Genomic DNA, 20,747 nt, shown 5'->3' on the forward strand with positions numbered 1-20,747 from the left:
GGAGGATGCTGCCATGATCCAAGGGACGTATTATAAGGAATGGAGCCGGATGCTGGGCCGCGACATGGAGTTCAAGGTCTACGGCCATGCCGGTACGCCGGTGCTGGCTCTGCCCGCGCGGGGCGGCCGCTTTTACGACTGGGAAAACAACGGGATGCCCGATGCCATTGCCCCGCTGTTGAATGAGGGCAAGGTGCAGCTGTTCTGCGCCGACAGCATCGATGCCGAGAGCCTGCTGGCTGGGGACACGGCTCCCCGCCGCCGGGCCGAGATGCAGGAAAAGTATTTCAATTACCTGACAAGCGAGCTGGCTCCCCGCATCCTGACCCTGAACGGTGCCAAAAAGGACACCCTGCTCTGGGCGGTGGGCGTGGACACCGGTGCGTATCAGGCAGTGAACTGCCGCCTGCGCCGCCCCGAAGCGTTCGCGGGTGCCATCGGCCTTTCCGGCCTGTATGATGTACGCCGTTTCCTGGGCAATGCAGCAGATGACCTGGTCCTGCGCAATGCCCCCCTGGCCTATCTGGCAGAGGAGGGCCTTGTGGACAAAAAGCTGCTGGCAAAGGCTGAGGAGAATGCCCTTCTCCTCTGTGCCGGTCAGGGCAGCTACGAGGGCGACGCACTGGTGGACACCCAGGCCATGGCCGATGCACTGACCGACTGCGGCTTGCCCGTGCATCTGGAGGTGTGGGGCAGCGATGTCTCCCACGACTGGTACTGGTGGGGCAAGGAGCTGAATCTCTTTGCCGCCCGTGTGTTCGGCTGATGGAGGTGCAGGATGCCTGAATTCATTCTTGGTGCACGCGGCCACGATTTTGGCCGCCATGACCCCGAGACCCTCTTTTCCTCCATCGGGCAGGCAGGCTTTGCCTGCACCCAGCTGGCCTTTCCCAAGGCGGTGGAGGGCGTAAAGAGCTATGCCGATGTGACCCCTGCGCTGGTGGAGCGGGCAAGAGCAGCTGCGGCAGCGTCCGGCGTGGGCATTGCCGTGGACGGCACCTATGTGGAGCTGAGTTATGCCGACGAGGACAAGCGCCGTGCCGAGGTGGCAAAGGTGCTGAGCCAGATCCCTGTTGCCAAGGCACTGGGGGCAGGCTGCATGGGCAGCGAGACCACCAACATGGCCAAGCAGCCCGGTGTGACCCGGAAGGAGGCGCAGGAAGCGCTCCTGCGCAGTCTGGGTGAGATCCTGCCCGCCTGCGAGGAGCAGGGAGTGCTCTTTGCCGTGGAGTGCGTCTACTACCACGCCATGAATACCCCCGAGGCGGTACGGATGGTGCTGGACACTATGGCAAGCCCCAACCTGCGCGTCATCTGCGATTTTGCCAACTATGTGGGCCCGGAGGCCGCGTCTGTGGATGCACAGCGCCGCATCTGGGATAAGGTGGGCAGCTGGTACGGCGACAAGATCACGGCGGTCCATTTCAAGGGCCAGAACTTCCAGCCGGATGGAACGCTCTATTCCACCAGCCTGGAGGATTCCTGCGTGGACTACGCCGGCGGCTTTGAGATGCTGCGGCAGATGCCGCAGGCTTCCCTGCCCGTGCTGCGGGAGGAAGCTGTGCCCGCCCGCGCCGCAAGCGACCTTGCCTTTATGCGCAGATTTGCCTACTGATCGTTTTGGATGCTTCAAAGGCTCTGTTCCCCGTTTGGGGCGCAGAGCCTTTTGTTTTATCTTCTGTGTTCATAAAAAATTCACAATAATACCCCCCAGCCCTACTTGCAGAAACAGGACCGCCGTGCTATAATGCAGCTATGGAGCAAGATACCCCCAAGGGGTAATGAAAGGAGAATAGACATGAGCGATGTGAACAAGATCCCGGAGGGAAGCTGCCCCCACTGCTCCCCCGCCCCGGCAGAAGCACCCTGCTGTGCCCCGGCTGAGGGAAGCACCGGCTGCGGCTGCCGCCACAAGCAGCGCACCGAGGAGGAGTACAAGCACCTCATCACCCGGCTGAACCGCATCGAGGGCCAGATCCGGGGCATCCGGAGCATGGTAGAAAAGGACGTGTACTGCACGGATATCCTGGTGCAGGCCGCTGCCGCCAGAAGCGCCCTGAACGGTTTTACCCGGGAGCTGATCGACCAGCACCTGAGCACCTGCGTGGCTGAGGACCTGAAAAACGGCGGTGAGGAGAAGCTGCAGGAGTTTTTGTGGATCCTGAACAAGCTCGTTTGATCCCATTCACGCAGCGTTTTTATCGGAGGGAAACAATGGAACAGTATACTGTTACGGGCATGAGCTGCGCGGCCTGCTCTGCCCGGGTGGAAAAGGCCGTAAAAGCTGTGCCCGGCGTGACCGGCTGCTCGGTGAGCCTGCTGACCAACTCCATGGGAGTGGAGGGCACCGCCAGCGCATCAGCCATCGTCAAGGCAGTGCAGGAGGCAGGCTACGGCGCAAGCCCCAAGGATGCTGCCGCCGAGACCCCCAGCGCCGAGCTGGATGCACTGGCTGACCACGAAACACCCAGACTGAAGAAACGGCTCATCGCATCACTGGTCTTTCTGGCGGTGCTGATGTATTTTTCGATGGGCCACATGATGTGGGGCTGGCCGCTCCCCCACTGGTTCGACGGCAACCACGTCGCCATGGGTCTGGTCCAGCTGCTGCTGGCGGGCATCGTAATGGTCATCAACCAGAAGTTCTTCATCAGCGGCTTCAAGGGCCTGCTCCACCGTGCCCCCAACATGGATACACTGGTGGCGCTGGGTTCCTCGGCCAGCTTTCTCTGGAGCACCTACGCCCTGTTCGCCATGACCCGCGCTCAGGTAGACGGCAACGACGTGCTCGTCATGCACTACATGATGGAGCTCTACTTTGAATCTGCCGCCATGATCCTGACCCTGATCACCGTGGGCAAAATGCTGGAGGCCCGCTCCAAGGGCAAGACCACCGACGCGCTCAAGAGCCTGATGAAGCTGGCCCCCCAGACCGCCACCCTGCTGCAGGAAGGGGCCGAAGTGACTGTGCCCATTGCACAGGTGAAAAAGGGCGACCTCTTTGTGGTGCGCCCCGGTGAGAACATCCCGGTGGACGGCCTTGTGCTGGAAGGTTCCAGCGCCGTGAATGAGAGCGCCCTGACCGGCGAGAGCATCCCGGTGGACAAGACTGCGGGAGACAAGGTCAGTGCCGCCACCACCAACCAGTCCGGTTTCCTGAAGTGCGAAGCCACCCGTGTGGGCGAGGATACCACGCTGGCCCAGATCATCCGGATGGTCAGCGATGCCGCCGCCACCAAGGCCCCCATTGCCAAGATCGCCGATACCGTTTCCGGCTTCTTCGTGCCCGCAGTCATCTCCATTTCGGTGCTGACCACCCTTGTCTGGCTGCTGCTGGGCCGGGAGTTCGGCTATGCGCTGGCCCGGGGCATCTCGGTGCTGGTCATCAGCTGCCCCTGTGCGCTGGGTCTGGCAACGCCTGTGGCCATCATGGTGGGCAACGGTCTGGGGGCCAGGAACGGCATCCTGTTCAAAACTGCCGCCTCGCTGGAAGCCGCAGGCCGTACCCAGATCGTGGCGCTGGACAAAACCGGCACCATCACCAGCGGCGAGCCCCGGGTCACTGACATCCTGCCCGCGGGGGGCGTTTCCGAGAGCGAGCTGCTGACGCTGGCGGCCTCGCTGGAGCAGAAGAGCGAGCACCCGCTGGCCAAGGCAGTGCTGGCCTATGCCGAGACCGAGACCATCGCCTGCCCCGATGTGACCGATTTTGCCGCCCTGCCCGGCAATGGCCTTTCCGCCCGGCTGGACGGCATGGAGATCTACGGCGGCAATGCGGAGTTCATCGCCACCAAGGCATCCGTACCCGCCGAACTCCGGGCCGAAGCCGCCCGGCTGGCCGCTGAGGGCAAAACGCCCCTCTTCTTTGGCGGTGCAGGCCGCCTGATGGGCGTGATCGCCGTGGCGGACATCCTCAAGGAGGACAGCCCCCGTGCCATCCGGGAGCTGCAGAACATGGGCATCCGGGTGGTCATGCTGACCGGTGACAACCAGCGCACCGCCGATGCCATTGGCCGGCAGGCGGGCGTGGACGAGGTCATTGCAGGCGTTCTGCCCGACGGCAAGGAGGCCGTGATCCGCAGGCTGCAGGAGAGCGGCAAGGTGGCCATGGTGGGCGACGGCATCAACGATGCCCCCGCCCTGACCCGCGCGGACACCGGCATCGCCATCGGTGCCGGCACTGATGTTGCCATTGACGCAGCCGATGTGGTCCTGATGAACTCCCGGCTCTCCGATGTGCCCGCCGCCATCCGGCTGAGCCGCGCCACCCTGCGCAACATCCACGAAAACCTGTTCTGGGCGTTCATCTACAACATCATCGGCATCCCGCTGGCCGCCGGTGTGTTCATCCCCTTCGGCCTGACCCTGAACCCCATGTTCGGGGCTGCGGCCATGAGCCTTTCCAGCTTCTGTGTCGTGAGCAATGCCCTGCGGCTGAACCTGTTCGACCTGCACAGCACCAAACACGACCGCAAACCCAAGTCTGCCGCCCTGCCCGCTGCCCCCGTGCAGCCTGCAGCGGCTGAAAATACTGCCGAACCCGTTTCGGCTCCCGTTGTCAAGGAGGACAATGCCATGAAAAAGACCCTGCATGTTGAAGGTATGATGTGCTGCCACTGCGAAGCCCGCGTGAAAAAGGCGCTGGAAGCCCTGCCCGCCGTGGACGAGGCCGTGGTCAGCCACGAGGCCGGTACCGCCATCGTCACCCTGAACGCCGAAGTTTCCGACGCAGACCTGAAGAAAGCTGTTGAGGATCAGGATTACAAGGTGACCGGCATCGAATAACGGATGCGCAAAAAACAGCGCCCTGTTTCCCATTGCGGGAGACAGGGCGCTGCTGCTTTTTCTGGATTTTTTGGGGATTGGGATCACACCCAGCTGAGGATGCTTTTGTGTTCAGACTCGTACTGCTTCAGCGCAATGGCCTGCTGGTAAGCATCCAGCACCTGCTGAGCGAAATGCTCTGCCGAGTAGCGGGCCGCGGTGGGCAGAGCGCCCGCCGCACTGATCCGCACGCCCGGGTAGACCCGCTCCGCGCTGATGCTGCCCACATACAGGATGCCGTTTTCCTCATGGGAATGGCCATTCTGGGCAAGGGTCACCACCCGCACGTCATGGCCCAGTGCCAGCAGCTGGTGGTACAGCAGCTCCACCGAGCGCACCACACCGTTGACCATTGGGGACCATGTATCTGATGCAAGAAGAATTTTCATTGGAACACCTCAGATTACCGCATAGAATAGGGGTTATGTTCTCTGTTCTATCCTTAGAACGTTTCAGAGCCGCAGAATCTTGCAGATCCGCCCTGATTTTTCAAAATTTTTCCGGTTTCACCACCGAGACCGTCTCCACGCCGTAGGCTGCGAAAAGCTCCAGCGCCGCCGGGCCGATCACCTCGCCGCTGACGACAATGGGGATGGCGGGCGGGCAGGACACAGTGGGCAGAGCGCAGACCCTGCCCAGCGCAGACCCTGCCGGGATGGTCTCCTGCGGGGCAAACACGGCCTGCCGCACGGTCAGGCGCGGCTCCGCCTGCCGGGCCAGCGCACAAAAAGCCTCCCGGTGCTCGGCAGGGGGTTCTACCGGGGGGATGCCCCGCGCACAGAGTTCTGCCAGAGCCGCCTCCAGCCGGGCCATGTCCTCCGCCGGGTTTTCCGGGGTGAACATCAGTACAAGGTAGCGGGGATCGGCATATTCGCACTCCATCCCGTTTTGCCGCAGATGGTCGGCCAGTGCCTGCCCGGTCAGGCCCAGCGCCGCTGCATCCAGCGTCAGCTTCATGGGTTCCCGGGCGGGGCCGTCCAGTGCCAGCTGCAGAGCCGTGCCCTGTACGGCAGCCAGCGCGTTCAGGCGGACACGCAGAGCGGCCAGCCGGTCACAGCAGTCCTGCAGGCGTGCCGGGTAATCGGTGGAAAGCAGCCGGTTGCAGGCATCGAGAGACTGCAGGATCAGATAAGACGGGCTGGTGGAGCCGAACAGCGCCAGCGCGTTGCGCACGGTACTTTCCTCCTGCACGGGGGCCTTGGGGCCCAGATGCAGGTAGGCTCCCCCGGTGAGCACCGGCAGGGTCTTGTGGCCGGAGTCACAGCAGGCCGCCGCGCCCAGGTCGATGGGGTGGCGGCTCCCGCCGGGCAGAAAGCGCAGGTAGGCCCCGTGGGCGTTATCCACCAGCAGGGGCACGCCGTGAGCATCGCAGACGGCAGAGAGGGCCGCGATGTCCTGCATCCCGCCCAGATAATCCGGGCTGGTCAGGTAAACGCCAAAGGGTGCTCTCCCCTGCCCTGCCAGCTCCTCAAGGGCGGCGGAAAGGGCCTGCACCGTTACCGGGCAGCTGCACAGCGCGCCGGTATCCTCCGGTGCAGGCCAGAGCCACCGGATGTCGAAGTCCAGCAGAGCCGCTGCATAGAGCAGGGCTTTGTGGGCATTGCGGGCCGCCAGCAGCACCGGACGCTTGCCGGTGCGGGGCGCACCCTGCATAGTAAGGCAGAGCATGGCCCGGATGCACTGGGAGGAACCCTCGGTGCTGTAATAGGTGTGGGCCGTGCCGAACAGCCGGGTGGCGTTGGCCTCGCTCTGCGCGATGATGCCCTCGGCCTCGTAGAGCTCATCGGCCCCCCGGATCTCGGTGATATCCCACGGCTCACAGCCCAGCAGGCTCTGCCCCTTATGCCCCGGCATGTGGAGCCGGGCAGTGCCGGACTGGGCGTACCGCCGCACAAAATCGACGATGGGGGTGGTCATTTATTCACAGGCCTCGCCGTCGGCGCAGGCATTGCAGGTGGAGCCCAGCTGGATGGGCACTTCGATGCCCTGTGCAGCCAGCTCCTGATTCTGAGCCACCTGGATCATAATGGCGCACTCCATCCGCTTGCGGAACAGCTCACAGCCGTACTCGTACACGCCGGTAATGCTGCCGGTTGCGTGGTAGGAGTTGGCTGCACAGCCGCCGGAGCAGTAGAGCTTTGCCCAGCAGTCCTGGCACTCCTTGCGGGCGTAGGCGTTGCAGTGCTTGAACTCGTCCCGGACTGCCGTGTTGGTGACACCCTTCCAGATATCGCCCATCAGATACTTGGGATCGCCCACGAACTGATGGCAGGGATACAGATCGCCCCAGGGGGTCACAGCCATGTACTCGGTGCCGGAGCCGCAGCCCGAAATGCGCTTGTAGATGCAGGGGCCGCCGGTCAGGTCGATCATGTAGTGGTAGAAGGTGAAGCCGCGGCCCTCACGGTTCCGCTTGATCATCTCCTTGGCCAGGATCTCATACTGCTCCTTCAGGATGGGCAGATCTGCCTCGGTCAGAGCGCTGGGGTCACTGGGGTCGCAGACCACGGGCTCCATGCTCAGCTCGGTAAAGCCCAGATCTGCCATGTGGAAGATATCGTTGGTGAAGTCGGTGTTGTAGTGGGTAAAGGTGCCGCGCATGTAGTAGCCCTTATCGCCGCGCTTCTTCACGAACTCCTGGAACTTGGGCACGATGGCATCGTAGCTGCCATGGCCGGCGTAGTCCTTGCGGAAGCGGTCGTGGACTTCCTTGCGGCCGTCCAGGCTCAGGACCACGTTGTGGCACTCCTTGTTGCAGAAGTCGATGACATCATCGTCAATGAGCATGCCGTTGGTGGTCATGGTGAAGCGGAAGTTCTTATTGTGGATCTTCTCCTGCTCACGGCAGTAGGCCACCAGCTTCTTGACCATATCAAAGTTCATCAGAGGCTCGCCGCCGAAGAAGTCCACCTCGAGGTTGCGGCGGCTGCCGGAATTCTCAATGAGGAAATCCATTGCCCGCTTGCCCACCTCAAAGCTCATCAGGGCACGCTCGCCCTGATAGCGGCCCTGCGAGGCGAAGCAGTAGGAGCAGTTCAGGTTGCAGGTGTGGGCCACATGCAGGCAGAGGGCCTTGACCACGGTGTTGCGGTTCTTGAAATCGAACGCGAGGTTCTCATAGGTATCGGGGCTCCACAGCTTGCCGGATTCCTTCAGGCTTGCCACGTCATCAATGCACTGGCGCAGGTCGGCCTCGGTCACGTCCTCACGGTCGCCGTACTTTGCCATCATGGCGGCAACGATCTCGTCGGCGGTGTGGTCGGGGTACATGGCAATGACATCATACGCCACCTCATCCACCACATGCACCGAGCCGCTGCAGGTATCCAGCACGATGTTATAGCCGTTCAATTGATACTGATGTACCATTTTATTCTCCATTCCATTGTAACATAAAAAAATGCCGCCCGGCAAAGGCGGCATCCGATTTGCAGAAATTACTTGTTGCTGTTCTCGCACTTCTGGTTAGCCACGCCGCAGGAAGTCTTGCAGGCAGACTGGCAGGAAGTCTGGCACTCGCCGCAGCCACCGGTCACAACGCTCTTGGTCAGGTCACGAGTAGCGATCGTCTTAATACGTTCCATAATTAAAAACCTCTCTAGCTCCAAATAGTTGATACGCAGAACCACCTGCGCATTGTTATCTTGATATAGGATAGCACGGTTCAGGGATTCTGTCAAGATTTTTGTCGCATCTTCTGTGGGCAGTATTTTGTAGGTTGTACAAAGACGAAGCCTTACCCCACCGGCTGATACTTTTCCAATATTGTATGCAGCCCCAGCTCCCGGGCTTTTCCCAGCAAGTACCGGTAGCGGGCCAGAAGGGCCTGCCGCTCATAGATGTGCTGTTCGATGAGGTCGGTGTCCACCTCAAGGTCGAACATCATCTCGTTCCGGTGCAGGCAGAACAGGCACTCTTTCAGCTCCTCCTCCAGCTCCGGGTGGTAGCGCTCGTGTTCGGTGTCCCGCGGAATGCGGGGCGAAAGCAGGGTCTTTTCCTTTTGCGTGGTCTGGGTCATGGCAGTTCCTCCTCTTTGTGCGTCTTTGCTTCTTCTGATTTCCAGTATATGCAAAGAGCACGAGAAGGATGACAAAACAAGGCATCACACCGGGGTGTAGTTACCGTAAGGATTATCGTAGTGGCCCGCAAGGTAATTCATGCGGTTCATGTAACTCAACTGACGGTTGTTGCAACCATTGAGATATGCGTTCAATTCTGAACTTTCCAGCAGCTTTTCTGTTTGAAATCGAATCGCAGAAAGCTGTGCGTTTTGAAACTCTCCTTGCATATAGATTGCCCCCATTCCTGCCAAGATACCACTTATCTTTCCTTCCATTCTTCCCATACTTGCCCTCATACTTCTAAGTGTATTATTTGCTTTGAGCATTTCAGAATATAGTTTGTTTTGATTGTTTCGAATTTCTTCAAGATTCTCGATTACGATATCGAGCTGAGTCACAATATGATTCAGTCTCATTTCAGTATCATACTTATTATATGCACCATCCATCCCTTCCAGTTTTGTGCATATGCCTGCCGCAATATAATCGTAAAAGGCACACACAGCAGACAGATTCCTGTATTTATAATAGACATTACACTCTACATATAATTTATGCAAACTATCGGATGTGCGTCTCTCTTGATCTCGAATTTTCTGAAGCAGCACCGAATACGACTCTCTTTTCAGTGCATTCTGTGGGCTACGCATCTCATACTCTTCTTTTTCTTTTTTCCACGCCTCATAGTATTGTTCATTTCGTTCTTGTTTTTTTCTGTATGCTCGCTGAGCCTCTACGTATGCTTGAGCATATTTATTATACTCGCTTCTTTGTTTTACATATTCTTCAAGGGCGCTGTTATATAGCGCTTCGCTTTTTTTTGCTCGATAATGCTTTACGACAAGTGGAACGATAATTACACATGGTGGAAAAATCACTCCTGCAAATATGGTAAGAGCAAATACTCCAATCGACATGCGAAAATCCTTGACTTGAAAATTTTCTTTTTGAGGCGCAGACGGCTTTGCGGGTACTTCTCCGCTTGGCAATGTTGGAAGGCTCGCATCATAACGGCGTTTCCTGCAATATCCTTCAAAGGTTCTTGCGGGTGGCGAAATATAGCATTGCGCTATTTTTTTACGGATTGACTCTTCCATTTCCTGTTCTGTATATAGGTCTCTTTCTAAGTCTACCATCATCTGAAGATATTCTTTCAATTCCGCAGTTGTCACCCATTACACCATCCTTTTTATTTTATAGCCCGTATATTGATAATACCCCGATTATCGCTAATTGTCAACATGCGGCCAATTATTTATTCTGTAACTATCAAGCAATTAGGATGGTATATGCTATGATTCGTTACGATCCGCTTTGGGAGACTATGAGGAATCGCGGTATCTCCCAGTACAAGCTTTTGAAGGATTATCATTTCAGTGCTGGACAGTTGAGCCGTCTGCGCAAAAACGAGAATGTCAGCACTTATACTCTCAACACGCTCTGCCGGATTCTCGATTGCAGTATTGAAGAAGTCGCTGTGTATCTCCCCGACAATGCGGAACCTGCCGACTGAATCCCGCAAGAACTCCTGCGAAAGTGCGTCTTTTTCCGGTTTCTGCAAAAAATTTCAAAAAAGTGCTTGACAAAGCGGCGCTTTTTCCGTATAATAGCACACGTTGAGCGGCTCACCCCGCAAGACAGACCCAAGCTGATGGGGATTTGCATAGTGGTAGTGCGGTAGACTCTGACTCTACTTGTGGGAGTTCGATTCTCTCATCCCCAACCAAAAGACATCCGAACACTTCGGATGTCTTTTTTTGTATCCGAGTTATGGAGTGCACTCCGCCCTTGCACACGAGAGGAGTATTGGACATGGAAAACATCAAGAAAAACTTCGGTTTTGGCTGTATGCGCCTGCCCTTGAAGGATGGTGAGATCGATCTGGCCGAAACCAGCCGGATGGTCGATTATTTTCTGGAGCAGGGCTTCAACTACTTCGACACGGCCCACGGCTACCTTCAGGGCCGGAGCGAGACGGCGCTGAAGGCCTGCCTGACCAGCCGCCACCCCCGCGACAGCTACATCCTGACCAACAAGCTGACCGGCACTTTCTTCAAAACTGAGGCTGACATCCGTCCCTTTTTCCAGAGCCAGCTGGAAGCCTGCGGTGTGGACTATTTTGATTTCTACCTGATGCACGCCCAGAGTGCAACGTTTTACCAGCATTTCAAAAAATGCCGGGCCTATGAGACCGCTTTTGCGCTGAAGGCCGAGGGCAAAATCAAGCATGTGGGCATCTCCTTCCACGATCATGCCGAGGTACTGGAGCAGATCCTGACCGACTACCCGGAGATCGAGGTGGTGCAGATCCAGTTCAACTATGTGGACTACGACGACCCCGCCGTGCAGAGCCGCAAGTGCTATGAAGTCTGCCGCAGGCACGGCAAGCCCGTGCTGGTCATGGAGCCTGTGAAGGGTGGCAACCTGGTCAACCTGCCCGAAGAGGCCCGGAAGGTGCTGGACGAGCTGCACGGCGGCAGCCCAGCCAGCTACGCCATCCGCTTTGCGGCGGGCTTCCCCGGCATAATGATGGTGCTCTCCGGCATGAGCAGCATGGAGCAGATGAAAGATAACCTCAGCTACATGAAGGACTTCCAGCCCCTGAACGAGACCGAGCTGGAAGCCGTGAAGAAGGTGCAGTCGATCTTCCGCGGCATGAACCTGATCCCCTGCACCGCCTGCCGCTACTGCACCGACGGCTGCCCCAGGCAGATCGCCATCCCCGACCTGTTCGCCGTGATGAACACCAAGCAGATCTATCACGACTGGAACGCCGACTTTTACTATAATAATGTCTATACCGGCGCAGGCCGCCGGGCATCTGACTGCATCCAGTGCGGCAGGTGCGAAAAGACCTGCCCTCAGCACCTGCCCATCCGCAGACTGCTGACTGAGATCGCCGCGGAATTTGAAAAGCAGTAAATAAAAAGAGCGATACAGCAAACGCTGTATCGCTCTTTTTGGTTAACGGCAATCAGTAATTCAGACCGAAGCCGCTGCGGTAGTAGTTGCCGTCGGCATCGCAGTAGGCGTAGCTGCCGCCCTTGACGTTGGCGAGGATGGCAGGATCAATGTACTGATCCTTATCGTAGCCGGGCACGTCGTTGGGAGAGGCGCAGATCTCGCGCACCACACCGTCGATCTCCTGCTCGGTGATGGCAATGACGGCGGGGTCAGAGACCATGGTCAGGCTCAGCTTGCCGGTGGGGGCAAAGTCGCCGCTGATGACATCGACCTGAGCGTTCAGGGCGTTGTTCAGGGCAACGGCGCTGACGGTGTACTGGATGGTCAGTGCGTCGCAGTAGGGCTCCAGCTTATCCAGCAGCCAGGGGTTGCAGACCACGCAGGTGCCAACGACCTTGCCGCCGCGGGCATGGATGGCATCGGCCAGTTCCTTGATCTTCTCCACGTCCTTCAGGGTGACAACGGTGACCTTGTTGCCGGTCTTTTTCTGGCTCTTGTTGCGCTCGCGCTCGTCAGTGACGATCTCACCCATCTCGATGACGGGCATTGCGTACTGGTTGAACACCAGGCCGTTGCTGATGGGCCAGACGTGCAGGTAGAGCACATCGGCCTCCTCCGGGGTGGCCACCACGGTGTAGCCCTTCTTCTCAAAGGCTTCCGTCAGGGTCTTGCGCAGAGCGGCATCCTCGTCCGTGTTGCCCAGACCGGCACCCATGGCCTGTGCCATCTGTGCAAAGCCGGAGTCCACACCCTTGAAGGTGACGATGCAGACCTTCTGGCTCTTGGCCAGAGGCAGGAGCTTCTCGTGGTTCTTAACCAGAACAACGGCCTTCTGGTTGGCCTCGTAAGCCTTCTTCTTGGCACCATCGAAGTTGTCCACACGGGCCTGATCGGCCTTGTCGGGGTCGAGGTAGGGGTTATCCACCCGCTTGGTGCGGAACAGGCTCAGCAGACGGTTGTAGCTGGCGCGGTCCAGATCCGCCTTGGGCAGCAGACCGTCCTCCACAGCCTTGACGATGTTCTCGGGGTCGGTGTTGCCGCCGATGACATCGGTACCGGCAGAGATGGCCTTGGCGTAGCGCTCAGGCTCGGTGAGGTTCTCCACGCCGTAGATCTGAACGGTGGTGATGCCGGAGTCGGAGTTGACATAACCGTCAAAGCCCATCTTGTTCCGGGCCAGATCGGTGATCAGCTCCTTGCTGTAAGCGCTGGGCACTTCCTCGGTGCTGGTCACCTCGCCCCGGTAGGTCTGGGGCACGGCACGGCCATCGGTGGCAATACGGGAGTAGTCCGGCATGATGGAAGAGACCTTGTGGTCAAAGGCGCGCTGGAACGGGGGCAGATGATACTTTTCCATAGAGCCGGGGGTGCGGTAGATGCGCCACTGGCCGATGGGCACATGGGGCTCAAAGCCATTCTCAGAGGGGGCATCGCCGGGGAAGTGCTTGATGGTCAGAACAACGGAACCCTCGTTCAGGCCGTTGTCGCCATCCTGATAGCCCTTGACCAGAGCCTCGGCAATATCGCTGGTGACATCGGGACGCTCGCCGTAAGTACCGGAGGTACGGGGCCAGCGGGGGTCAGAGGTCACATCGACCTGAGGGCCGTACATGATGTTCAGGCCCTCGGCCTTCATCATCTTGCGGTCGGTCTGGGCCATCTCATAGACCATGTCGGTGTTGCCGTCGCCAATGACAGCCGCGCCGATGCCCAGAGAGTCCGGGTAACCGATGTTGATGGGGTTGGTGTGGAGAGAGTACGGAATGGCCACGCCGCCCTTGCAGGCCTCGTATTCCAGCATCTGGGTGCCGGCGTTGTGGTACAGGGCCACCATGCCGGCCTCGCAGCGCATGTCACCGCGGTAAACACCGGCGGCAATGTGCTTTTCCAGAACGTGGCTGTCATCAATGCTGACGGTCATGCCGGGCAGAGGGCCGGGCATGGGCTTTTCCCCGGGGTTGTGGTGCTTGTAGATCTTGCCCAGCTCCAGCTTGCCTTCGGCGTTGGTGGCCTCGGCACGGGTGGGCACCACAGGGCTGTTGAACAGGGTGTTCAGCACAAGGCCTGCCTGCTGATCCAGCCGCAGGTGCTTGACCATATCCTCAGCGCGCTGCTCAGGGCTCAGCCGCCAATCCTTGTAGGGGGCCAGCTCGCCGCTGTTGTCCAGATCCTTAAAGTACAGGCCGTCCTTGACGATCACGCCGCAGGTGGTCACACCGATGTCGGGGCCGTTGACGTTGTGGAAGATGACCGGCTCAAGATACTGGTCAATGATCTGCTCGCCCTCTTCCAGAGCGTAGGGTGCAGGGATCACGCCGTCTTTGGCCTCTGCCCACTGGTCGGCGCTGGTATACCGTGTCTGCATAATGTTTCTCCTTTGTCTCTGTGCCTGCAACAGCACAGCTGATATATTACTTGCCCGTTTATTATACTTCCAGTGCAGATCGTTCGCAAGCAAACAAATAAAAAAGTCACAAACTTTGGCGTAGTATACAAGGATGCTCTGCCGGATTTATGCAACTTTCCCCTATCCTGATCCACAAACCGGGTTCGATTCCTGCTGACAATGCTGCTTAAAAATAACCCTCTCCGTCAAAGCCTGCGGCGTTGACGGAGAGGGTCGTATCCTTAATTTACCAGATCATCTGGATGCGGCCTGCGCCGTACGGATCCTCGTAGTTGAGCATGTAGCCGGGGTAATCGGCCAGCGGGCTGTTGGCGCTTGCCAGATGCGGCAGACCGTTGGCATCCACGCCGCCGAACATGGCTGCGTAGCTGGACATGACAAGGTAGTCCTCAGAGACATAGTCTTTGATGAGGGTCGCGCCATCGAACATGGCAAAGCCATCACCCAGATTGCGCAGGGTGTAGTTCATGCCGGCCAGAGCGTAGGTGGCGTTCGGGTCAAGGGGCTTATAAGTACCGGTGGTCTTGTCGTAGATCTCCACATTGCTGACACGCGGGGTGGCAGCGCTGCCGGTCCAGACATTCTTGTCGTTGGTCTGAACGGTGTTGGGGATCATGGGGTGGATCGTGTACCTGGCACCTGCCACCTGCAGGAAGCCGCCGTTCTCCTTGCCCTCAGCACCGGCAAAGCGGGCACCAAACTCCAGAGCGTCCTGGATCTGCTGGCCGGTCACGGACATCAGGCAGGCCACGTTGCCAAAGGGGCTGACGGTCTTGCAGGTCTTGAAGCTCCAGGGGCCAGCCTCCACATCGGTGCGGATGCCGCCGCCGTTCATAATGGCGACATCACAGTGGAGCTCCTCGATCTCGTTGAAGTAGGTGTAGATGCCGTCGGCCACGAAGTCGCCGAGGTTGGTCTCGCCGGAGCGGATGCGGCGCTTGCCGGTGGCGGGATCGTTGATGTAGAATTTGGTATCGCCTACTGCGATCTCCTCGCCCAGCATATCGTCCACTGCGCTGATCCAGTTGGAGGCGGTGGCGGCCACGGCAGCATCCAGACCCTCGTAGGTGTCGATGAGCTCAGTGGTGATGGTGCCGTCCGCGCCCACGGTCATCTTGCCGATGTTCTTGAAGTAAGAACCGGTCTGGGTCAGGGTGACTGCCTTGCCGGAAGCATCGGTGACCTGCTTGTTGGCCATCACGGTGTGGGAGTGGCCGTCGATGAAAGCGGTAAAGCCGTGGGTGTGTGCAATGACTTCCTCACTGGTCCAGGGAGAGGAGGAGGGGTCAACGCCCAGATGGCCCAGACCGATGATGGTGTCAGCGCCCCAGAACTCAGCCTTGTCGATGGCCTTCTGAACGGCATCGTAGAGCTTCTGGCCGTCCTCGCCGCCCAGAATATCGTAGATGTACTTGGTCTGGGCATCGTTCATAAAGTAGGCCGGGGTAGACTTGGTGAAGGTCTCGGGGGTGGTCACGCCCACAAAGGCGATCTTGCGGCCGCCCACAAAGAAGAACTTGACGCTGGGCAGAACGTTGAAGCCGGTGCGCAGATCGACCCAGTTGCAGGAGACATAGGGGAAGTCGGCTTCCTGGATCACAGCCTTGGCACGGGCCATGCCGTAGTCGAACTCGTGGTTGCCGGGGGTGGCCAGATCGTAACCGGCCTCGTTCATCAGCTCGATGATGGTAGCGCCGTCATCCATGGAGCCGTAAGCGGTGCCCTGGATATGGTCGCCTGCATCCACCAGCAGCACATCCCGGCCGGTGTCCTCGATGCTCTTTTTCAGGGCAGCAATGGCAGCATAGGTGGGCTTGGGGGACTTGTTGTCGATATAGGTGTGGACATCGTTGGTGTAGAGGATGGTCACATCCGCTTTGTCACCAAAGAAGCAATTGGTCTCCTCCGCAAAGGCGGCGGGTGCACCGACAGAAACTGCGGTCAGTGCCGTGGCAGCACCGGCAGCCTTGATAAAGCTGCGGCGGGTAATGAACTGTTTCACAGGGAAAGACCTCCTTTGATTCAACACGCTCTTTCAGCCCTCTTCGTCAATGCTGTGCAGCGTCGTTTTCCCTTTTGGGGAACTGGCGGGCTTCAGCAAGACCGAGAGGGCTGTTTGTTACCTAAATCTTAACATAGAACCCCAGTTTCCGCAAGGGATTTTTGTAAAATTCGTGTCAAGAAATCCCACCATAGTCATACTGTTTTGGTAAAACGTTTGAAAATTCCGAGAAAAAGGGCAAAGCCCCGCATCCCATGGAAAGGGTGCAGGGCTTTGCCGCATTCAGAAAAGAGGGTCAGAGGATCGGGGGACGATTCTCAGACAGCATCAAATGGCATGGTATTCCTTGAGGAACTTCTCAAGGTCGGTGCCCTCGATCTTCTTGAGCACTTCCTTGAGGGCCACCCGCTGGATGAAGGGCAGATCCATATCGGTGATCTTCTTGCCGTCACGCAGTTTGACCGTTGCATCGATCAGGCTGCGGACATCATAGGTGCTGCCCCAGACCTCGGGCACGCCGCGGTCGATGTTGAGCAGGGTGTAAACCGCTTCCATACCGGTGCGCATGGAGTACTCGGTGGTAAAGATGGTGTCACGGCCGGTCTCGGCAAACTGGCCCAGGAAGGCGAAGTTGACAGCGCCCTGGGGCACGATGTCGGGGCGGTCGCCGAAGGCACGGGGCATGAAGAAGGCATCGATATAGGGCATCATCACAGGCACGGTGTTGGCGCTGTGCTCAGCCAGCTCAGCAATGTCCTCCTCGGGCACGCCGATGTGATACAGCCACTCCATGCAGATCTCGCGGCCGGTGCAGTCGCGCATGGGCTTCTTGACGTAATCGCCGGGCTTGTCGCTGAACAGGCCGTAGACCCAGACGCAGAGCTGGTTCTTGGGCTGATCACGGAACTGCTGCTGGCGGTTCAGGGTCCAGCTGAGCAGCCAGCTGGAATCCTTGACCGTGACGATGCCGCCGGTGACGGTGTGGCCGCTGAAGGGGTCACGCTTGCAGATCTTCTTGATATACTGGGGGATCTTGTCGTCCAGGGTGGTGATGGTGGCGCTTTCCCAGTTGGACAGCTCCGGCTGAGAGCAGAACTTTTCGGGATGGCCGAAGGAGGGATCCTGTGCAGCGATCTTCTTCCACAGATCCCAGCCGTTGCCCGGCTTGATGGTGGGATCAAAGCCTGCGGCCTTGTCCTGAGCGCCGATGGTGCAGCTCTCCACGCAGCCGCCGTTGGTGATGAAGAGCAGGTCGTTCTCGGTGAGGTCGATGGTCCTGCTCTCACCCTTGTGGTCCACGGTCACGCTGCTGGCCTGCTTTTTGCCGCCCTCGATCCGGAACTGGACATCGGTGACCTTGGTCTCGTACTGGAAGTCCACGCCATGGTCCTTCAGATAGGTGACCATGGGCAGGATAATGGATTCGTACTGGTTGTAGCGGGTAAAGCGCAGGGCGGTGAAATCGGGCAGACCGCCGATGTGGTGGATATAGCGCTTGAGGTAGAGCTTCATCTCCAGCGCGCTGTGCCAGTTCTCAAAGGCGAACATGGTGCGCCAGTACATCCAGAAGTTGGAGGAGAACACCTCATCATCAAAGATATCGGTGATCTTTTTGTCCTGCAGCTGCTCGTCCGGGGTGAAGAAGAGCTTCATGATCTCCATGGCACCCTGATCGGAGATGGCGAACTTGCCGTCGGTGTGGGCATCCTGGCCGCGGTTGACGGTGGCACGGCAGAGGGACTTGTTGGGATCCTCCTTGTTCAGCCAGTAATACTCGTCCAGCACGCTGGCTCCCTCGGTCTCCAGAGACGGGATGGAGCGGAGCAGATCCCACATGACCTCGAAATGGTTGTCCATCTCACGGCCGCCGCGCATGACATAGCCGATATCGTACTTGTAGCCGTCGCAGGCACCGCCGGGCAGCGGGTCCTTTTCAAATACATGGATGTGGTCGCCCTGCATCTGGCCGTCACGGACCAGGTAGCAGGCGGCAGTCAGGGCCGCCAGACCGGAGCCGATGAGGTAAGCAGATTTATTGTCAACGCCCTCAGGCTTTTTGGGGTGTGCAAATGCTTCGTAGTTGCCACTGGAATAATACATACTGGGAACCTCCTGTAGATCGTATTGGGAAGACTGCGTTCATGGTTCTGTGTCGTCTTCCCTTTCGTTGTGCTTAGTATACCCCAGTGGTTTTTCCAGAACAACAAACAAATCCTGAACAGTGTATAAAATTTATACAAAACACAACCATTGTCGGAAATATGGAGAAAGTGTGTATAACCCCGCACGAAAAAGCGCCCGCTTCCGAAGAAGCAGGCGCTTTTGAACGTTCATTGATTATTTTGTTTCAGGTGCCACCTCAAAATCGACCTTGCCAAGGTTGATATCGGCGCGGACGATGGTGATCATCATGCTGTCGCCCAGGCTCCAGGTCTTGCCGGAGGCGGGGTCAGAAAGGCGGATGCCCTCGGTGAGGGTGGTGCCGGTGGCGGTCAGGCTGGAAGCAGGCACAAAGCCCTCCACGCCGTTCTCCAGCTCCACGAAGATGCCGCGCTGGGTCACGCCGGAGATGATGCCCTCGTAGCACTCACCCAGATGGCGGCGGGCGTACTCGGCCTTGTAGTAATCCTCGGCCTTGCGCTCGATCTGAACGGCCAGCACTTCCCGCTCGCTGGACTGCTTGGAGGCCTTCTCCGCGAAATCGGTGTAGCGGACGATCATGGTCTCCTTGTCGGTGCCGCTGAGCAGGTCGGTCATCATGCGGTGGATGGCCAGATCCGGGTAGCGGCGGATGGGGCTGGTGAAGTGGGCGTAATCCTTGAGCACCAGACCATAGTGGCCCTTGGGCTTTTCCTCATAGCAGGCCTTGGACATGCAGCGGAGCATTCCGGTGTTGACGATCTGCTCAAACGGGGTGCCGCGCACACCTTCCAGAATGGCGCTCAGCTCCTTGGGGGTGGGCACTTCCTTGGCAAAGTGGTCGTTGATGCCGCAGGCCTGCAGCAGGCTGTGCAGGCGCTCCAGCTTCTCGCCGTTGGGCTCCTCGTGGACACGGTAGACAAAGGGGATCTGCTTGACCCGGGCAAAGTGGGCGGCGCACTGGTTGGCCAGCAGCATGAATTCCTCGATCATGGCCTCGCTCTCGCCGGAGGTGCGCTTTTTCACATCGATGCAGTGGCCGTTCTCATCCAGGATGAGCTTGACTTCCCCGCTCTCGAAATCGATGCAGCCGCGCTCCTTGCGCAGGCGGGCGCGGTGGGCGTACAGCTCCTTCATGGCGGGCAGCTGATCCAGCACCTCGGCGTACTTGGCCTGGGTCTCGGCATCGGCAGTGCCGGCCAGCAGGGCGTTGATCTCAGAATACACGCCCTTGACCCGGCTGCAGACGATGGACTTGACGAACTTGTAGTCGGTCAGATTGCCGTCCTGATCCAGACGCATCAGGCAGGAGAACGCCAGGCGCAGCTCCTTCTCGTTCAGGGAGCAGATGCCGTTGGAAAGGCTCTTGGGCAGCATGGGCACGACCTGATCCGCATAGTAGACCGAGGTGGCGCGGTTGAAGGCTTCCTCGTTCAGCTCACTGCCGGGCTTGACGTAGTGGGAGACATCGGCGATATGAACGCCCAGCTCATAGCCGCCACCGGAGAGCCGGGTCAGGCTGACGGCATCGTCGATATCCTTGGTCTCGGCGCTGTCGATGGTGAAGATGGGCAGAGCGCGCAGGTCCATGCGGCCCTTGCAGTCCTCCTCAGACACGGTCATGTCCTCGAACTTCTTGGCCTCGTCCCGCACCTTCTCGGGGAAACGGGTGTGGATGTCCTTGGCATAGAGCAGGGCCTTGGCGCAGCGCTTGGCCTCCTCGCAGCTGCCAAAGCGCATGGAAACGCCCACGCGGTGATCCTCCTGCCGGGTCCCGCGCTGCAGGATCTCCACAGCCACCTTGTCGCCGTCCTTCGCGCCGCCCTCGCAGTCGCGCTGGATGGTCATGGAGATGGCCGGGCAGTCATCGGGCACGAACTTCAGGCGGCCCTCGATGCGGCGGACAGTGCCCACCATGTCGTTCTTCTGCTCGAGCACGGCAAGGATCTCGCCCTCATCGCTGCCCTCCACCCGGGGGTGGGCAAACTTCTCTACCAGAACGGAATCGCCGGGCATGGCACCGCGGGTGAAGCGGCCCGGGATGAAGATATCGCCGGATTCATCCTCCAGCATCACAAAGGCAAAGTTCTTGCCCAGCTTGACCACCTTGCAGGGCAGGGCCTTTTCGGCACGGCCGGAGCGGGCAGTGAAGAACACGCCGGACTTCTGGCAGACCACAGCGTCGTGCACCAGCTCGTCCAGAGCCTCCATCACCTTGCGGTCTGCGGCACGGTCGCCGCCGAACTTTGCCTTGAGGTCCTTGACCATGCAGGGCTGGTTCTGGATGGCATGTTCAATTTTATCGCGTAATGACATATTTTTCTCCTTAACACTTTTCCGGCATTCTCCA

Annotated in this window: 16 protein-coding genes and 1 tRNA gene; 7 read left to right on the forward strand and 10 right to left on the reverse strand. The window is 58.8% G+C overall.

Going from position 1 to position 20,747, the window contains the following annotated elements; translation table 11 throughout:
* Positions 1-13 precede the first annotated feature (13 nt).
* The 4 genes from J3351_RS01235 (at position 14) to J3351_RS01250 (ending at position 4,785) form a co-directional block, all read left to right on the forward strand.
* Positions 14-766 (forward strand): esterase family protein, encoded by a 753-nt coding sequence (locus J3351_RS01235; RefSeq protein ID WP_207696927.1) that lies wholly within the window; start codon positions 14-16, stop codon positions 764-766.
* A gap of 12 nt (positions 767-778) precedes the next feature.
* Positions 779-1,615 (forward strand): sugar phosphate isomerase/epimerase, encoded by an 837-nt coding sequence (locus J3351_RS01240; RefSeq protein WP_154276300.1) that lies wholly within the window; start codon positions 779-781, stop codon positions 1,613-1,615.
* A 183-nt stretch (positions 1,616-1,798) separates the two neighbouring features.
* Positions 1,799-2,179 (forward strand): metal-sensing transcriptional repressor, encoded by a 381-nt coding sequence (locus J3351_RS01245; protein WP_097770768.1) that lies wholly within the window; start codon positions 1,799-1,801, stop codon positions 2,177-2,179.
* A 35-nt stretch (positions 2,180-2,214) separates the two neighbouring features.
* Positions 2,215-4,785 carry a heavy metal translocating P-type ATPase gene (locus tag J3351_RS01250; protein ID WP_207696928.1) on the forward strand — a complete coding sequence of 857 codons (2,571 nt, stop codon included), beginning with the start codon at positions 2,215-2,217 and terminating at the stop codon, positions 4,783-4,785.
* An 83-nt stretch (positions 4,786-4,868) separates the two neighbouring features.
* Here J3351_RS01250 and J3351_RS01255 read toward each other — a convergent pair whose 3' ends face one another.
* The 6 genes from J3351_RS01255 to J3351_RS01280 all read right to left on the reverse strand — a co-directional run bounded on the left by J3351_RS01255 (position 4,869) and on the right by J3351_RS01280 (position 10,057).
* Complete coding sequence (locus J3351_RS01255; RefSeq protein WP_207696929.1) at positions 4,869-5,213, reverse strand: hypothetical protein; 345 nt, start codon at positions 5,211-5,213, stop codon at positions 4,869-4,871.
* Positions 5,214-5,313: 100 nt separating this feature from the next.
* Positions 5,314-6,741 carry an amino acid decarboxylase gene (locus J3351_RS01260; RefSeq protein ID WP_207696930.1) on the reverse strand — a complete coding sequence of 476 codons (1,428 nt, stop codon included), beginning with the start codon at positions 6,739-6,741 and terminating at the stop codon, positions 5,314-5,316.
* Complete coding sequence (scfB, locus tag J3351_RS01265; protein ID WP_197036594.1) at positions 6,742-8,193, reverse strand: thioether cross-link-forming SCIFF peptide maturase; 1,452 nt, start codon at positions 8,191-8,193, stop codon at positions 6,742-6,744.
* 68 nt (positions 8,194-8,261) lie between these two features.
* The gene (scfA, locus tag J3351_RS01270; protein WP_015563834.1) at positions 8,262-8,408 is read right to left on the reverse strand and encodes a six-cysteine ranthipeptide SCIFF; all 147 of its coding nucleotides are present in this window, start codon (positions 8,406-8,408) and stop codon (positions 8,262-8,264) included.
* A gap of 152 nt (positions 8,409-8,560) precedes the next feature.
* On the reverse strand, positions 8,561-8,842 hold the full coding sequence (locus tag J3351_RS01275; RefSeq protein WP_005932624.1) for a DUF2508 family protein: 282 nt from the start codon (positions 8,840-8,842) through the stop codon (positions 8,561-8,563).
* Positions 8,843-8,926: 84 nt separating this feature from the next.
* The gene (locus J3351_RS01280) at positions 8,927-10,057 is read right to left on the reverse strand and encodes a hypothetical protein (RefSeq protein WP_207696931.1); all 1,131 of its coding nucleotides are present in this window, start codon (positions 10,055-10,057) and stop codon (positions 8,927-8,929) included.
* Positions 10,058-10,179: 122 nt separating this feature from the next.
* Between J3351_RS01280 and J3351_RS01285 the strand changes: the two genes are divergently transcribed.
* From J3351_RS01285 to J3351_RS01295, 3 genes are all read left to right on the forward strand, one after another.
* Positions 10,180-10,398: a helix-turn-helix transcriptional regulator gene (locus tag J3351_RS01285; protein WP_207696932.1), complete on the forward strand. Its 219-nt coding sequence runs from the start codon at positions 10,180-10,182 to the stop codon at positions 10,396-10,398.
* Between the two features lie 139 nt (positions 10,399-10,537).
* Positions 10,538-10,611, forward strand: a tRNA-Gln gene (locus tag J3351_RS01290).
* Positions 10,612-10,697: 86 nt separating this feature from the next.
* Positions 10,698-11,807, forward strand: a complete 1,110-nt coding sequence (locus tag J3351_RS01295; RefSeq protein ID WP_207696933.1) for an aldo/keto reductase — start codon at positions 10,698-10,700, stop codon at positions 11,805-11,807.
* A gap of 52 nt (positions 11,808-11,859) precedes the next feature.
* Here the strand turns inward: J3351_RS01295 and J3351_RS01300 are convergent, their stop codons facing one another.
* The 4 genes from J3351_RS01300 to rnr all read right to left on the reverse strand — a co-directional run bounded on the left by J3351_RS01300 (position 11,860) and on the right by rnr (position 20,713).
* A complete protein-coding gene (locus J3351_RS01300; protein WP_207696934.1) occupies positions 11,860-14,214 on the reverse strand; it encodes a glycoside hydrolase family 3 protein in 2,355 nt (784 codons plus the stop codon).
* Between the two features lie 268 nt (positions 14,215-14,482).
* Positions 14,483-16,258: a bifunctional UDP-sugar hydrolase/5'-nucleotidase gene (locus J3351_RS01305; RefSeq protein ID WP_207696935.1), complete on the reverse strand. Its 1,776-nt coding sequence runs from the start codon at positions 16,256-16,258 to the stop codon at positions 14,483-14,485.
* A 327-nt stretch (positions 16,259-16,585) separates the two neighbouring features.
* Complete coding sequence (locus J3351_RS01310; protein WP_097772249.1) at positions 16,586-18,358, reverse strand: oleate hydratase; 1,773 nt, start codon at positions 18,356-18,358, stop codon at positions 16,586-16,588.
* A gap of 237 nt (positions 18,359-18,595) precedes the next feature.
* Entirely contained in the window at positions 18,596-20,713 is a 2,118-nt protein-coding gene (gene rnr / locus J3351_RS01315) for a ribonuclease R (protein WP_207696936.1), read from the reverse strand.
* Positions 20,714-20,747 lie beyond the last annotated feature (34 nt).

It is taken from the genome of Faecalibacterium sp. Marseille-Q0746, assembly GCF_017377595.1.
GTDB lineage: Bacteria > Bacillota > Clostridia > Oscillospirales > Ruminococcaceae > Faecalibacterium > Faecalibacterium duncaniae.